General features: G+C 66.0%; 16 protein-coding genes. 12 read left to right on the top strand and 4 right to left on the bottom strand.

Going from position 1 to position 14,749, the window contains the following annotated elements:
• Nucleotides 1-123: 123 nt before the first annotated feature.
• The 6 genes from ACNJ7E_RS02995 to ACNJ7E_RS02970 all read left to right on the top strand — a co-directional run bounded on the left by ACNJ7E_RS02995 (nucleotide 124) and on the right by ACNJ7E_RS02970 (nucleotide 4,075).
• Entirely contained in the window at nucleotides 124-1,383 is a 1,260-nt protein-coding gene (locus ACNJ7E_RS02995; RefSeq protein WP_418339027.1) for an ISL3 family transposase, read from the top strand.
• Nucleotides 1,380-1,958, top strand: a complete 579-nt coding sequence (locus tag ACNJ7E_RS02990) for an IS630 family transposase (protein WP_418339100.1) — start codon at nucleotides 1,380-1,382, stop codon at nucleotides 1,956-1,958. Before ACNJ7E_RS02995 ends, ACNJ7E_RS02990 begins: the two co-directional genes overlap by 4 nt.
• A gap of 646 nt (nucleotides 1,959-2,604) precedes the next feature.
• Nucleotides 2,605-3,024: a MarR family winged helix-turn-helix transcriptional regulator gene (locus ACNJ7E_RS02985; protein ID WP_061696956.1), complete on the top strand. Its 420-nt coding sequence runs from the start codon at nucleotides 2,605-2,607 to the stop codon at nucleotides 3,022-3,024.
• A gap of 36 nt (nucleotides 3,025-3,060) precedes the next feature.
• Nucleotides 3,061-3,516 carry a hypothetical protein gene (locus tag ACNJ7E_RS02980; RefSeq protein WP_418339098.1) on the top strand — a complete coding sequence of 152 codons (456 nt, stop codon included), beginning with the start codon at nucleotides 3,061-3,063 and terminating at the stop codon, nucleotides 3,514-3,516.
• Nucleotides 3,513-3,779, top strand: a complete 267-nt coding sequence (locus ACNJ7E_RS02975; RefSeq protein ID WP_164065322.1) for a hypothetical protein — start codon at nucleotides 3,513-3,515, stop codon at nucleotides 3,777-3,779. Before ACNJ7E_RS02980 ends, ACNJ7E_RS02975 begins: the two co-directional genes overlap by 4 nt.
• A complete protein-coding gene (locus tag ACNJ7E_RS02970) occupies nucleotides 3,776-4,075 on the top strand; it encodes a rhodanese-like domain-containing protein (RefSeq protein WP_164065323.1) in 300 nt (99 codons plus the stop codon). The genes ACNJ7E_RS02975 and ACNJ7E_RS02970 overlap by 4 nt, the downstream gene beginning before the upstream one ends.
• A 318-nt stretch (nucleotides 4,076-4,393) precedes the next feature.
• Here the strand turns inward: ACNJ7E_RS02970 and ACNJ7E_RS02965 are convergent, their stop codons facing one another.
• Entirely contained in the window at nucleotides 4,394-5,509 is a 1,116-nt protein-coding gene (locus ACNJ7E_RS02965; protein ID WP_418339102.1) for an IS630 family transposase, read from the bottom strand.
• A 109-nt stretch (nucleotides 5,510-5,618) separates the two neighbouring features.
• Between ACNJ7E_RS02965 and ACNJ7E_RS02960 the strand changes: the two genes are divergently transcribed.
• The 3 genes from ACNJ7E_RS02960 (at nucleotide 5,619) to ACNJ7E_RS02950 (ending at nucleotide 6,814) form a co-directional block, all read left to right on the top strand.
• Nucleotides 5,619-5,966 carry a hypothetical protein gene (locus ACNJ7E_RS02960; protein WP_244163500.1) on the top strand — a complete coding sequence of 116 codons (348 nt, stop codon included), beginning with the start codon at nucleotides 5,619-5,621 and terminating at the stop codon, nucleotides 5,964-5,966.
• 20 nt (nucleotides 5,967-5,986) lie between these two features.
• Nucleotides 5,987-6,157, top strand: a complete 171-nt coding sequence (locus tag ACNJ7E_RS02955; protein WP_005563647.1) for a hypothetical protein — start codon at nucleotides 5,987-5,989, stop codon at nucleotides 6,155-6,157.
• Nucleotides 6,158-6,373: 216 nt separating this feature from the next.
• Nucleotides 6,374-6,814, top strand: a complete 441-nt coding sequence (locus ACNJ7E_RS02950) for a hypothetical protein (RefSeq protein WP_418339095.1) — start codon at nucleotides 6,374-6,376, stop codon at nucleotides 6,812-6,814.
• 47 nt (nucleotides 6,815-6,861) lie between these two features.
• Here ACNJ7E_RS02950 and ACNJ7E_RS02945 read toward each other — a convergent pair whose 3' ends face one another.
• Nucleotides 6,862-7,185 carry an excalibur calcium-binding domain-containing protein gene (locus ACNJ7E_RS02945; RefSeq protein WP_418339094.1) on the bottom strand — a complete coding sequence of 108 codons (324 nt, stop codon included), beginning with the start codon at nucleotides 7,183-7,185 and terminating at the stop codon, nucleotides 6,862-6,864.
• Here ACNJ7E_RS02945 and ACNJ7E_RS02940 point away from each other — a divergent pair.
• From ACNJ7E_RS02940 to ACNJ7E_RS02930, 3 genes are all read left to right on the top strand, one after another.
• On the top strand, nucleotides 7,084-7,335 hold the full coding sequence (locus tag ACNJ7E_RS02940; protein ID WP_005569061.1) for a type II toxin-antitoxin system Phd/YefM family antitoxin: 252 nt from the start codon (nucleotides 7,084-7,086) through the stop codon (nucleotides 7,333-7,335). The genes ACNJ7E_RS02945 and ACNJ7E_RS02940 overlap by 102 nt on opposite strands.
• Entirely contained in the window at nucleotides 7,332-7,592 is a 261-nt protein-coding gene (locus ACNJ7E_RS02935) for a Txe/YoeB family addiction module toxin (protein ID WP_418339092.1), read from the top strand. The genes ACNJ7E_RS02940 and ACNJ7E_RS02935 overlap by 4 nt, the downstream gene beginning before the upstream one ends.
• A gap of 670 nt (nucleotides 7,593-8,262) precedes the next feature.
• Nucleotides 8,263-11,238: a UPF0182 family protein gene (locus ACNJ7E_RS02930; RefSeq protein ID WP_418339090.1), complete on the top strand. Its 2,976-nt coding sequence runs from the start codon at nucleotides 8,263-8,265 to the stop codon at nucleotides 11,236-11,238.
• Between the two features lie 325 nt (nucleotides 11,239-11,563).
• On the opposite strand, the gene ACNJ7E_RS02925 is transcribed toward ACNJ7E_RS02930, so the two are convergent.
• Both ACNJ7E_RS02925 and ACNJ7E_RS02920 read right to left on the bottom strand, forming a co-directional pair.
• The gene (locus tag ACNJ7E_RS02925; protein WP_418339089.1) at nucleotides 11,564-13,270 is read right to left on the bottom strand and encodes a DEAD/DEAH box helicase; all 1,707 of its coding nucleotides are present in this window, start codon (nucleotides 13,268-13,270) and stop codon (nucleotides 11,564-11,566) included.
• A gap of 670 nt (nucleotides 13,271-13,940) precedes the next feature.
• Nucleotides 13,941-14,627 (bottom strand): alpha/beta hydrolase, encoded by a 687-nt coding sequence (locus ACNJ7E_RS02920; RefSeq protein WP_418339088.1) that lies wholly within the window; start codon nucleotides 14,625-14,627, stop codon nucleotides 13,941-13,943.
• Nucleotides 14,628-14,749 lie beyond the last annotated feature (122 nt).

The raw sequence follows: 14,749 nt of genomic DNA, 5'->3' as shown, positions 1-14,749 counted from the left end.
GGCTCTTCTGCCATGAATGTGGATGGCCCTGCATGTGATAAGGGCAGGTGGTGTGGGGGTGGGCGCACGGGCCGCCCGTAGGGTCGAAAGCTCCTACACATCCGTCACCATCGGAGATGACCCGTGCGCGCTTCAACCCTACTCAACAGGCTGCTGTGCCTACCGCAGGCCACCGTCCGCGACGTCGAGATCGCCGACGATCGGGTGCGGGTGGCGGTGCGCCCCCACCGCCGCCGGATGCGGTGCCCGCACTGCGACTATTCAACCCTTCATCGCTACGACACCCGCGAGGTGGACTCATCGTGGCGGCACCTCGACCTGGGTGGACGCGTCTGTGTGCTCACGATGCGCCGCCGGCGACTGCGATGCCCCGAGCACGGGGTGCTGGTCGAGGCGGTGGACTTCGCCCGACCCGGATCCGGGTTCACTCGCGACTTCGAGGACCTGGCGGTGTGGCTGGCCACCAAGACCGACAAGTCCACCGTGTCGGTGTTCTGCCGGGTCACCTGGCGCACCGTCGGCGCGATCTGCGGCCGGGTCGTCGCCGACAAACTCGACCCCGACCGATTCACGAATCTGGTCGAGATCGGGGTGGACGAGATTTCGTGGCGCCGCCACCACAAGTATCTGACGCTGGTGTCCGACCACGAGACCGGCAAGATCGTTTGGGGCACCGAGGGCAAGCACGCCGCCGCGCTCGGCACCTTCTTCACCGACACCCTGCCCGCGGGGGCCGCGGAGCGGATCGAGGCGGTGTCGATGGACCTCGGACCGGCCTACGTCAAGGCGGTGCGTGAGCATGCCCCGCAGGCGACGATCTGTTTCGACCCGTTCCATGTCGTCAAACTCGCCACCGACGCCCTCGACGACGTGCGTCGCCAGGTGTGGCAGCACGCCCGCAGTCTCTCGGACAAGCAGATCGCCAAGACCTATCGAGGTGCGCGGTGGGCGCTTTTGAAGAATCCCGAAAGCCTGTCCGCCAAGCAGGCTTCGACACTGAAAGCGCTCAAACGGCAGGGCGGCGCACTGGTCCGGGCCTACGAACTCAAGGAGGCGTTGCGCGCGGTCTTCGCCGGCGATCTCGACGACGAGGTGGTGCTCGAGATGCTCGCCCGATGGTGTGCCTGGGCGCAGCGCTGCCGGATCCCGCAGTTCGTCAAACTCGGACGCACCATCCGAAAGCACCTCGACGGCATCACCGCCGCGGTCGAACGAGGCCTCGCGAACGGACGCCATGAGGGACTGAATAACAAGGTGAGGCTGATTATCCGCCGGGCCTACGGATTCCACACCGCCGAGAATGCTCTCGCGTTGATCCTGCTCGCCTGCGGACCCGTCACCCTCACCCTCCCGTATCACACGGCAACCCATCCACATTCATGACAAGAGAGCCTAAAAAAATTGCGCGGCGCCAAGGTGCATGGATCTGCTTCCAGGACGAAAGCGGTGTGTCGCTGCTCCCGGTGGTCCGAGCAACCTGGGCGCCGAAAGGCGTGACACCGGTTCTGCATCATCGATTCTCCTGGAAACGCATGTCCATGGCCGGGGTCCTGGCCTATCGACACGACCGCAGTCGCAGCGCGTTCGTGTTCTCCATGACCGACGGCGCCTACAACACCGACAAGCTCATCGAGTTTCTCACCGAATTACGCACCCATTTCGCCGGCAAGAAGGTCATCGTGATCTGGGACGGGCTCATGGCCCACCGGTCCCGCGCGATGACCGCGTGGCTGGCCACCCAACGCGACTGGCTCCACGTCGAACGCCTCCCTGCCTATGCTCCTGAGCTCAACCCGATCGAACAGGTCTGGGGCAACATGAAATCCACCGAACTGGCCAACCTGTGCCCCGATACCCTCGACGAGGTCCGCGTGGCGACCGAGTCCGGGCTGACCCGAGTCGGCTCGAGCTACGACCTGTGTCAGAGCTTCCTCGACCATACCGGACTTTCCTTATGATCAGTTCTCACTCAATTACCGAAGCATCTTTAACGTCGCAACTTTGCGAAATCCCCACCGGATAGATTGCACGATGGCAAGTGATCGAAGGGGGCTGCACTGGCTCAGCGGGTCTTCTCGCTTGCGGCGACCACGTCGCGGCGGAAACTCTTCGGGGAACGGCTTCGGGATCGCGAAAGACTTCGGGATTTCCGAGGCGACCCTGCACAACTGGGTCAAAATGGGTCTCGGTGACGAGGGAAGTGGGGAGTGAGGCTCCGGTGAAGACGTCGCCGAAGGAGATTCGTGAGTGGGCGATCAGCGAGGGTCACGAGGTGTTGTCCCGCGGCGGATTTCGGCCGAGCTTGAGCGAGCCTTCCGTGATGCTCAGGTAGCGACGCCGGTCGCGTGAGTCGCAACATTGCCCTGTTCCAAAGTGTGGCCATCCTGCCAGGGAGGCTATGAGCCTGCGGGACGATGATCTTCGGCGCCGTGCGGTGGCGGTTGTCCGCGTCAGCGGTGCCGGTGTCGGGTCTTCGCCGGCACCGGCGAGGCTGGTCAGGGCCGGGGTGGACTTCGGCTTCTCTCGGCGTGAACTCTGAGGGGGGAATCGACGGTTCGCCCACAAATTGAGCTGTGGTGGTGCGGTGTGGGTAGCCTGCTGCCCATGTCGCAGCCTCCGCCTTTCAGTCCTACGGTCACGCTGCTCACGGTGAGCCGGGTGTGGGAGGCGGCATTCACCGACGGTTTGAAGCCGCTCGGGTTGACTACCCGCAAGTACGGGCTGTTGGGGCACATCCGCGGGACGCCGGGCATCTCGTTCAGTGAGCTCGCTCGGCGTTCCCGCATCACCGTGCAGAGCGCTCACACGGCGGTCGCGGCGTTCGTCGAGTCCGGGTTGGTCGACGACTCGACCGCGCACGCCGGGGCCGCCTCGACCCTGCGGATCACGGCGGAGGGCGAATCACTGCTGGCTCGCGCGGCCGAGGTAGTGGCCCGTCTCGATGACGAGTTCGCCGCGCAGCATCCCGAGCTGACCGAGGCGCTGCGGGCGCACATGGTGCGGGTGATGTCGGCGACTGACTGACACCTCACCCGCCAACCTTCAGTTAGGCTGAAGGTCATGGAATCGTTGTTGCTCACCCTCCACGTCGTGGCGGGCATCCTCTTCGTGGGCCCGGTCGCGGTGGCCACCAGCCTGTTCCCCCGACACGCACCGGTGACCGCCACAGTGTGCGGTGCGCAGCAGATCGAGCGGAACATCAACACCGCCCGGGTGCTGCACCGGATCACCCGCCTCTACGGCGTCCTGGCGATCGCGGTCCCGGTCGTCGGCCTTCTCCTCGCCACCGTGCAAGGCCGCACGAGCGAGGTCTGGGTTGTGGTCGCGATGGTGCTCACCGCGATCGCCGGTGGACTGCTCGCCCTGCAAATCGCCCCGCTCCAACAACGGGCGCTCACCACACCCGACGACGGAATCCAACTCCGGCGCCTCGGCATGGTGACCGGCCTGTTCAACCTGTTGTGGGTGGTCGTCGTCGTGCTAATGATCGTGCGACCCGGATCGAGCTACGTATGACCGGGTTGCTGCGCACGCTGGCCGTGCTCTCGGCACTCGAGACCGTCAGCGTCCTGGGGTTGCTGGCCAACCTCGGCACCGTGCACGACGCCGCGGTCGCCGGTGTCCTCGGCCCGATCCACGGTGCGCTCTACCTGTCCGTCGCCGTCACGGCACTGCTCGGTCGCGGCCTGCCGACCCGGACCCGCATTGGTGCGCTCGTGCCCGTGCTCAGCGGCCCTCTCACGATGGTCAACCTGCGGCAGGAGGCGCGCAGCGCATGAGTCTCAGGCATTATCTGCGCCGACCGCCGGCGATCAGCGCCGCGGAGGCGGTCCGCCTCGTCGAACACGGTGCCCTCGTTGTCGATGTCCGCCGCCAGTTCGAGTGGAACCGGGTACACATCCCCGGCGCCGTGCACGCGCCACTCGAGGAACTGCTCGACCGCTGCCTGGAGTTCCCCGACGACCGTCTGCTCATCACCTTCTGTACCGGCGGAATTCGCTCGGCCGGGGCTGCGAACCTGCTGGTGGAGAACGGCTTCGACGCGGTGGACATGAGCGGTGGCCTCGTCCACTAGCGCGGTGTGGACGGGTCACTGACCGCCCGGGGAGAGGGTGGCACTCTCCCCGCGATCCCGTCCCTTGCGACACTGGTCGAGCTGGCCCCCGGCCTGGGCGGATCGTCTAAGGGTGTGCGCCGCCCGCCCGATACTTGGTGTCATTCGCTCGATATGCAATGGGTGTCGACTGGAGTGGCGCCATGTCCCGCAAGGGCGGAGTGGTGGTCCGCGCTGCGTTGTCGGCGTTCTGCTCGGCGCCACGCGGGAGGCATAGTTCCTACTCGCACTCCGCTGGGGTGGGATGCTAAGTGGTCTGATTCGTTAATTCGTCGGGGGTCATGCCGCTTGCAGGGTTCGGTCGTGGAGGTCGAGTCGTTCGAGGTGTCGGTGCAGGTCGGTGGTGGTGTACCGCCACTTGAACGGCACGGAGGTGGCGTTGTACCGTTCCTCGAAGGCGAGCAGGCGCCGTTCGACAGCATCGAGTTCTTCGAAATCGTTGGGCGAGAGCGCTTTGCGTTGGACTATGGAGAAGAAGATCTCGACCTGATTGAGCCACGACGCGTGCACCGGGGTGTGCACCATCACCGCGTTCGGATACCTCGCGGCCCGGCCCCGGTGCGAGGATCCGTTGTCGACGATCCAAAACACCCGCTCCGCAGAGGCGTAGGGCTCGCAGGTCATGACCTGATCGACCAGGTCGGTGAACGGCACTATGCCGGTGGACTGTTCGCATCGACCGAACACTCGGGCATGGTGGACGTCGTAGGCCGCCAGATACGCCAACGCCCCACCGCGGCGGTAGTCGTGATTGACGCGCATCGGACGTCCCTTACCGGCCGGCTGGGTGGGATGGCAGCGGCGGCGGGCCTGGATGGAGGGTTTTTCGTCCGCGGAGATCACGTACTCGTCCGCGCCCAGCGCGATGCCGTCGTACCTGCGGGCGTAAAGGTCCAACACCACCGCCGCCTTGGCCTCGAACCGTGGATCCCGGATGAAGATCCACGACTGGTACTGCCAGGGTTTGAGGGCGTCCTGGGCGAGCCAGCGGCGGACCGTCGACACCGAGGCGCCGATCCCGTCGGTCAGTAGCTGGCGGGCCAGTTCCGGGGCGCTCCACCGAGACAGGGGCAGCTGGTGTTCGGCCGGCAACTCGCACGCCCACGCCTTGACTCGGGCCACGTCCGTGGGGGTGTACACCGGTGGGCGCCCCGAGCGGGGCGCGTCGACCAGTGCCTTGATGCCCTTGGCGCAGAATCGGGCCCGCCACTTGCGGGCGGTATCGACGCAGATGCCGAGTTCGTCGGCGATGGCCGCGTTCGAGGCGCCGTCGGCGGCCAGCAACACGATCACCGCGCGCAGCACCACCTTCTGCGGGGTGTTGCCCGCCCGCACCCGCCGTTCGAGCTCGACGCGGTCGACGTCGTCCAACGCGACCTGGAACGGACTGACCATCACCACAGCAGCACCATCAGGTCACATTCATCACACATGCCCCAACCTTCGCGTGCGACACCCCCGAGGTTGGTGACCGACACGGGTGTCATCGGGCACGATGAACCCTGTGCCGACACCACCGGAATCGACGAAGAACTCGCTGCGCCTTCGGTTGTTCGACCATGCCCGCGCCCGCTGGCCGCAACTGCGTGACGTCGACGCCCGATTTCGAGGATCCTTCGCCTACGTCGACGCGACACTGCCGGACGGCACCGTCCTACCGCTGATGCGGCTGCGTTACGGAGGATCGGCCCGCTCGTGGGGATTCGCGATCCACCTCGCCAGCACCGGCAAGTACCAGGACTCGATCCTGCCCAGCGGCGCCTTCGCCGGCACCCCCGAGGACGCACTCGACTGCGCCTGCGGGCTCTACCTCGCCGACCCCACCGCCTGGCAACAACCCCCGACGAACTAACGAATCAGACCACTAAGGCCGTGAGCGAGCGAAACGTAGCCGACGTCGAGCGTGAGCTCGCCATGCTCGCCTACGTCCGCGACCGCCTCCGGGTCTCGGAGGGCACAGACTTACGGATCCCGACCACCGCCGTAGACCGGGTTCTCGATGAGCTCAACAGTCTCGAACGGGCGCCGCGGAAGCGGAACTGACCCCCGCCGGTGCGGACCGGTGGCGGGGCCTCGCATCTGAGGTGGCCGGCCGCGCACGGTTGTAGCGGCCTCTATGAGGTGGATCTACGCATATACCCCGCCGATGACCCACGACAGCGCTCGCGTTCCGGCTTTCTCGTTGCCGTCCACCGGTTTTTCGGGTCGGCCGCAGGGCAGGAGTGGTGCAATGAAGGTGTGTGACGAGGTGAGTGAGCGATGAAGCAGGTCCTGAAGGCGGTGCTGGTGTGCCTGGTGGTCGGCGCCGCGGTGCTGGTGGTGTGGGCGGTCGCGTCGCGGCCGGACTCGCCCGAGCCGCCGCGCCCGCTGCCCGATACCGCGGTCATGGTCCACGGCCGGCCGACGACGTGCAGTGAACTCTTTGGGCAGCCCTGTGATTTCGGGTTGCAGTCCGCCTTCAACCGGTGGGGGCCAGGCCTCGCTCCGTTCGTCGATTCCGGGGTCCTGGGCCCGTACGCCGAGCGGATCGGGTTCGTGGCGTCGGCGAAGCTGAGTCTGGACGCCTGCGCACTCTCGCACACCACCGGAAAGACGGTCCTCGAATTCGTCGAGCAGGCGCAACGGCAACACCCGGACGCCGGCAGCCCCGAGCTGTTTCCGTTCTGGAACCGGACCCGGCAAACCCTGTGCCCCCTGTGACCCGCACCGTCGACCACGGCACGACGTCGCGCGATTTTGACGCCGCATCACTTGTCGCAGGCGATACCGTCCTTGTCCCGGTCGAGTTTCGTCGAGTAGCCGGGCTCGCCTTGGTAGATCGGCGCCGCACCGGCTGCTTTTGCCTCGGCGCAGGACGCGAAGCTGAACCGTGTCGTCGAAGTCGTCGGCGAACACCGGTCGTCCCCTTGGACTGCGGAAGTATGTCGGGTTGCGTACAATTTCTTGTACGTAATAACGGAGGTGTGCTCATGCGAACCATGACCTACTCGGAGTCTCGCGCGCGGTACGCCGAGGTCCTCAACGCCGTCGTCGATGACCGGGAAGAAATCGTCATCACGCGGGCGGGTCACGAGCCGGTGGTGATGGTTTCGCTCGACGACTATGAGTCGTTGAAGGAAACGGCATACTTGCTCAGGAGTCCGGAGAACGCCCGCCGGCTGTTGGCGTCGATCGATCGGTTGGAGTCCGGCGGGGGAACTGTCCGGGATCTGGCTGAATGAAACTTGTCTGGGACGAGTCTGCGTGGGAGGACTACGTCTGGTGGCAGGCGCAGGATCGGAAGATCGTCAAGCGGATCGACACACTACTCAAGGAGGTCGAACGCAACGGGAACGACGGAATCGGCAAGCCCGAGCCCCTCAAGCACGGTTTTCAGGGCTACTGGTCCCGGCGTATCACCGATGAGCACCGGCTGGTCTGTAAAATTGTCGATGATCAGATCCGCATTGCTGCCTGCCGTTACCGCTACGGACACTGATCGCGCTCACCACGGCGCGGCGGCTGGGCTTGTCGACAACGACTGCGGAATGGTTCTAGTCCGCTGGGCATGGCGCTCCGACTGTCCGCGTGTGGGAGGGCGCGTAGTAGGCAGGATTGGTGGTTGAGGTGTGGCCGACCCGCCGAGTTGGGGGACGTCTTGGTGGCTGGGCTGGACGCCCTGACCGACCGCGGCCTGCTGACCGGTAGAACCGATCGGCAGCGTCTGCTGACGATTGGCTTCGACGACCTTCGGGGAATCCTGCACCACGCGAATCGCTGCACGGGCCATCACCTCAGCCGGCGAACGGCCTCCCTGCATCGACGCTCTCGCTGCAGCCAGCTGATGCGCATGGACGGCGTGTTTCGGCCGGCGAGTGGCAGGGTGCCCTTGACGGTCGTTTCCACGGTTCTGTCGATCACGGTCACCGCGATGACTCGGAGGAGCAGTGTGTCACCGGCCGAGGAGGAACCGGCGACGAGCCGCGCCCGCGAACCCGGCGGTGCTCCACTCGCGGGTCCACTTCGCCCAATCCGATGCCGAGTGCGCGCCGGCGAGGATGAGCCCGGCGCCGCATAGAAATAGAATGGGGTGATACGAACGCCTTCGCTGGATCGGGCGAGGTGGTCCGCGGCGGGGCTGCTCGTGAGCCGACCCGTGGGAGGTGGCCATGCGACCGTCCGACCGGATGCGGGCGCTGCCGCGGCGGGCCCGGGTCATGATCATGGTGACGGTGGCGCTCATTGCGTTGCTGGTGATCGGGCCGCGTCTGGTCGTGGGGTATACCGATTGGCTGTGGTTCGGTGAGGTTGGTTACCGTCGCGTGTGGGGGACGGTCCTGGTCACCCGCCTGATCCTGTTCACGGCGGTGGGGCTGCTGGTGGGTGCGGTGATCTTCGCGGCCGTGGTGTGGGCGTACCGGTCCCGCCCACTGTTCGCGGCCTCGGGCGCGAACACGCCGAAGGATCCGGTCGAGCGGTACCGGGAGGCGGTGACGCGCCGGCCGCGGTCGTTTACGGTGGGGATCGCATTGCTGCTGGCGTTGCCGTTCGGGCTGCACGCGCAGGCGAGTTGGGAGACGGTGCAACTGTTCTTGCACGGCGGCGCGTTTGGCATCGTGGACGCGGAGTTCGGGTACGACATCGGCTTCTACGTCTTCGATCTGCCGTTCTACCGGCTGATCCTGGCGTGGTTGTTCATCGCGGTGTTCCTGGCGTTGTTTCTTGGCCTGGGAACCCACTACCTGTTCGGCGGCATCCGGCTGGCACCGAGCAAGGACCACGTCATCGAGGTGTCCCGGCCGGCGCGCATCCAGCTTGCGGTGTTCGCGGGCACGTTCATCGCGCTGAAGGCGGCGTCCTACTGGCTCGACCGGTACTCCTTGTTGTGGAGCGGCCGGAAGGAACCGACTTTCACCGGCGCCGGGTACACCGACATCAACGCGGTGCTGCCGGCCCGGTTGATCATGGTCGCGATCGCGGTGCTGTGCGCGGCGGCGTTCTTCGCCGCGATCGCGGTGCGGGACCTGCGGATCCCGGCGATGGCCACGGCACTGCTGGTGCTCTCGGCGATCCTGGTCGGCGGAATCTATCCGGCGCTGATCGAGCAGTTCTCGGTCCGCCCGAATGCCGCCGACCGGGAGAGTCCCTACATCGAACGCAACATCGCCGCGACCCGGCAGGCCTACGGAATCGGCCCGGACCGGGTCGACTACCTCGACTACCCCGGGGTGGGCACCCGGTCGCCCCGGGACATTCCCGCCGACGTCACCACGATCGCCAACGCCCGCCTGCTGGACCCGACCGTGCTCTCGCGCACCTTCACCCAGCAGCAACAGTTGAAGAACTTCTACGGCTTTCCCGAGCACCTCAACATCGACCGCTACACCATCGACGGACAACTCACCGACTACATCGTCGCGGCCCGCGAGCTCTCCCCGAACAGCCTCAGCGGCAACCAGACCCAGTGGATCAACCGGCACACCGTTTACACCCACGGCAACGGGTTCATCGCCGCTCCCGCCAATAGGGTCAACGCCGCCGTCCGCGATGTCGCCGGGCAGAGCGCGAGCAGTGACAGCGGGTATCCGATCTATGCGGTCAGCGATATCGCCTCCCAGGTGGGCGGGAACCAGGTGATCCCGGTCGAGCAACCGCGCATCTACTTCGGTGAGGTGATCGCGCAGGCGGACCCGGACTACGCCATCGTCGGAGGCCCGGAGGGTGCGCCGCCGCGCGAGTACGACACCGACACCGCCCAGTACACCTATACGGGCACCGGTGGGGTGCCGGTGGGCAGTTGGGTCAACCGGTTGGCGTTCGCCGCCCGGTACGGCGAGCGAAACATCTTGTTCTCCGGCGCCATCGGGTCCGAGTCGAAGATCATCTTCAACCGGGACCCGGCCGCCCGGGTTGAACACGTCGCCCCGTGGCTGACCACCGACTCCAACCCGTATCCGGCGGTGGTCGGCGGCAGGATCGTGTGGATCGTCGACGGCTACACCACCGCCGCGCACTACCCGTACTCGCAGGTCGGTTCACTCGCTGAGCCGGTCGTGAACGACGCCGGCCGAACCCTGGCCCGCGAGGAGGTGTCCTATGTGCGGAATTCGGTGAAGGCTACCGTCGACGCCTACGACGGCACCGTCACCCTCTACCAGGTCGACGAGAACGACCCGGTCCTGCGGGCGTGGATGAGCGTGTTCCCCGGCACCGTGCAGCCGCCGACGGCGATCCCGACCGAGCTGCGCGCGCACTTCCGCTACCCCGAGGATTTGTTCCGCCTGCAGCGGGACCTGCTGGCGAAGTACCACGTCGATGATCCGCGGGAGTTTTTCACCACCAACGCGTTCTGGTCGGTGCCCAGCGATCCGACCGCCGACACCGGTGGGGAGCAGCCGCCGTACTACGTTCTGGTCGGCGACGCCGGTACCGCGGCCCCGTCCTTCCGGCTCACCAGCGCCATGGTCGGCTTCAACCGCGAATTCCTCTCCGCCTACCTCTCGGTGCACTCCGACCCCGAGAGCTACGGCAGGATCGACATTCTGCGGTTGCCGACGGACACCCAGACCCAGGGCCCGCGGCAGACCCAGAACTCGATGATCTCCGACACCCGCGTCGCCTCCGAGCGCACCCTGCTCGAGCGGTCCAACCGGATCTACTACGCCAACCTGCTGACCCTGCCGATCGCCGACGGCGGCATCCTCTATGTCGAACCGGTGTTCACCGAACGTTTGACCAGCACGCCCAACAGTTCCACGTTCCCGCAGCTGGCCCGGGTCCTGGTCAGCTACCGCGAACCCGGCACCGGTGGGGTGCGGATCGGGTACGCCCCCACCCTCGCCGAGGCCCTCGACCAGGTCTTCGGCACCGGCACCGGCGCCGTTGCCACCGCACCCGGCGGCGATGCCACCACGCCACCACCTACCGGCGGGCAACCGCCGGCGCCGCCCCCACCGGGCGCCCCGCCCGCCCTGCCGCCGGCGGCATCGGACCAGCTGACCGCCGCGGTCCTCGAACTCAACGACGCCCTGGCCAACCTGCGCGAGGCGCAACGCACCGGCGACTTCACCGCCTACGGCGCGGCCCTGGACCGCCTGCAACAGGCTATCGACACCTACCTGGCCGCGGGCGGCACCCCGCACTGACCCATCCCCTCCGCGATCCGCGCAATGACGTTGTCCCGTAGGGAAAAGCGAATTCGGGTTGTAGACCGGTCAGGACCACCCGCCGGCCGCGCACGCGTTCACCATCGCCGTCTCTCCGCCCCCTCGAACTGATCAAGATCGACGGCGGCGAACTCTCTGCCGATCCTCGGTCTGGTTGCGCTCCCGCTCATCGGGTAGCGACCCATCCTTGTGTCGTTACTCGGCGGCCCACACCAAGGTGGACACCCAACTGTGAGCACACTTGCGGGGGTTATGTACATCCGCTCGCTCTCGATTGTAGGAGTCCCTGGTCCAGGCATCATTCCTACTCGAAGATGCTTTCGGGAAGCCAGTCTGCGTCGAACAGCCGGGCGAGGTTTCCGAACCCCCCGAGATCGCCATCGACACTGGCCGATGTCACCGTGAGCCGATTGATCATGATCCGCGCCGCCTGCTCCTCCACCGTTCCGGCGGCGAACAGGAGTGACCACGAGCAAACCTGCCCGTCGCGATGCGCACGACCCATCGTTTGGCGTGCGGCAATTCCGGAGTAGCGAGGCTGGTGGAAGAACCCGATGCGACGTGCCGATGAGGCGCGGGAACCGTCGACCATCAACTCGGACGCCTGCAGATTGATCGCAGATGCGGTGTTGAACACCACGACCGGGTTGTGGCCTCGCTGAAATCGAATGCGCTCCGTCTCGAGATCGCCCCCGCCGAAGATGCGGGAGACGCCAATGCCGTGCTCCTCCAAGAGGTTGGCTACCGGGTCGGCGGCCGTGGTGACCAATTCGACGGCGACGAGTACCTGGTAGCCACGTTCGACGTGTGCGGCTACCAGCTCGGCGGTCTGCGGGGCTCGCAGCATGCCTGCCTTCTGCCGGAACCGCATCAGAGCGGCACGGCCGCGGGCGGTGTCGTTCCCCTGGCGGGCGATCCTCATCGCGCTGCGGAACTCACTCCAGTCCTGGTGGTACGCAGCCCATTGTGTGGCGGTGAAGTCGAGTGGCAGGCCGTCGATAGGTGGCGGCCCCCAGGGCGCGTCGCGATGCATCATGACGGGCGGGTCGCAGTCGGTCATCCATTTTCGGACGCGGGTGACGGCCTGATGCTGCAGCCGCTGAGAGCCTTTTGCTTGGTCGTTCCAGTCCCATTTGCCCTTGTCCCACCCGGGAGTCAGGGGTAGGCCATGCTCGACCAGTTTCTTACCGAGATCGGCCCACTCGCCCGGCGGGTCATCGTGCAGTTGCGCGAAAAGCGAAGACAAGTAGGTGTATTCGCCTGGGTGATGACCCGGCGTCGCCGTCACGGTGATGACGAACGGCGCCTTCTCAGGCGTCGCGGAGAGACGGTTGATGCGCCGCTGGTACTGGGTGCGCTGGGCCGTGAGGTGCCTGAATTGCTGTGCCTCGTCATTGATGATGAGGGAGAAGGAGTACTTCGGTTGGCCGTTGCGTCCGAGTAACTTCTTGAGCTGGTCCGGGGAGATGATCAGCCACCGATAGCCTCCGTCGCCGAACGCAGCGAGGGCGTCGCGCCACGCGGCGATGGTGATCTGGGCCGGCCGGTCCACGGTGATGAGTACGGTGTCGCCGCCCCCCAATTTCAGCGCAGCTTTCGCGCCGAGGATTGCGCTGCCGGTCTTGCCTACACCGGGCTCGTCGGCCAACAGGAATCCGCGCTTGCCGTGGTGAAAGGCCGTCGCGATCGCCTTCGCGGCGTCCACCTGTTCGGGCCGCGGTATCTTGTGGAAACCAGTAGCGCCCGGTTGCCGCACGCCGTTGAAGTCCTCTTCGACCCAGCGAGCGTACGAGTACGGTTTCGACGCGTAGACGGTGAGTTCGTCAGGCAATTGAGCGCCGATGTAGGCATATGCTTTGAGCGCTTTGTAGTACTTGGCACCGGGCGCGGATGCCCGATACGGGACATCGAGGATCCAGATCCGCTCCCCGTGCCCCGGGGTGGGTATCAGCGGCGCGGCGCTGGCTCGTCTGGGACTGGAGCGTCGCTGGGTGGTCTTCCGTGCGGCCATGAGTGCAGGCTATTCCCCAGGCGAATCGTCGAGGTCAACGACCATCCTCGGCCGGGCCCGTCCGTCCATCGCCCGCCGCGACAGCACGCGATTTCTCGGCGTCAGCCACCGGGGAGGGAGGGATGGAGTGGAGGGAGGGATGGATGGAGGGGTGTTCACCTATGGCGAACAATTTTGCGGGCCTTGGTAGCTCCACGAACTGACTGACCAGTAATCACACGCAAGAGGGACCTCAAATCACACCTGATTCGGCTTGCTGCGGGCAGTTCCGCACACTGGACTCTCATGAGCCGCCGATGAGGCCGCGCGGGGGAAGTGGACTGCCTCACCGTCGTGTCACCGGAGGTCTGCACACCTCACGGCTGAAGAGGGGCCTGTAGGTCTCTGCCAGTACGTGGGGTGAGTGACTTAGAAATTCATTACGTGCGACTAAGTCGACACCGCAGCTCAGTACACTTTTGCATTGCACGTTCGGGATGCACCACCCCGCTCTGCGGAGACACCGCGGTCGCGTCGGTGTCGGCTTACAAATCGCCGATCACGTCGGTCATCAAGCGCGACCGCCCTCCGATGTACCGACCCTTGCCGGGAACCGCACGTTGGCGATTGCCGGCGGAGGGTACGGGCCTCGAGCCCTGACGTCGATTGCGGTACGCTTCGGCACCACCGTCTACAGGTTTTTCGTTTGCACTGCCCATCCCGGCTCCGTGCACAATCCGCAGTCCGTGCCGACGAACTGCTTCTTCGCCGGTTCGCTGTTGTGCAGGGTGTAATCGAACCAGTCGGCCACCATGCCGTAGCCGGCAATCATCATCTGCGCGCTGGTGTCGGTGCCGCTGAGCCCGTAGGTGAGGCCACTGTGCCCGGCGGTCTCCTGACTGACCAGGACGGTGGGAACGGTGAGCAGGTCGAAGTTCTCGACGCTGTTTTTCGTCGCCTGGTCCGCCGGCACGCCGTTGAACAGCAGTGTCGGCACCGTGATGTCGTTCAGCGCGTTCCGCTCGTACCCGAATCGCTTATTGGGGAAGAAGCCGGTGTTCAGTCCCGCTACCGATTTCACGCGCGGATCCGCCGCGGCCAGGAGCGCCTCGACGCCGCCGCAGGACGTGCCCATGACCCCGATCTTGTCGCTGTCGGCCTTGTGGCCCAATTGTTCGGCCGCCTCGTCGGAGTCGACGGCCCAGTCGATGGCATCGGTCAGCCGATCCGGTCGCGCGAGGGTGTCATCGGGGAGCCGGTCGACCGGCAACTCGTCGAGCGCACCGTTCGCGATCACGATGTAACCTTGCGCGGCCACCCCGCTGAGGAAGCTGGTGACCGCGATGTTGCTGGTCCGGCAGCCCCCCCGTTGGCCCACGCGAGGACGGGCACACTGCTGTCGGGGAACGCACTCAGGTCAGCAGGATGGTAGACGGTGTGCCGTCGAGTCCGTTCGTCCTTTCCCGCACCGTCGCGTGGTAGTCGTCCCGCGATGAGGCG

The sequence above is a fragment of the Rhodococcus mengyinensis genome, assembly GCF_048381435.1.
GTDB classification, from domain to species: Bacteria; Actinomycetota; Actinomycetes; order Mycobacteriales; family Mycobacteriaceae; genus Rhodococcus_F; species Rhodococcus_F opacus_D.
Note: the sequence above shows the minus strand (reverse complement) of the source record. Positions and strands in the feature narration are given on the sequence as shown.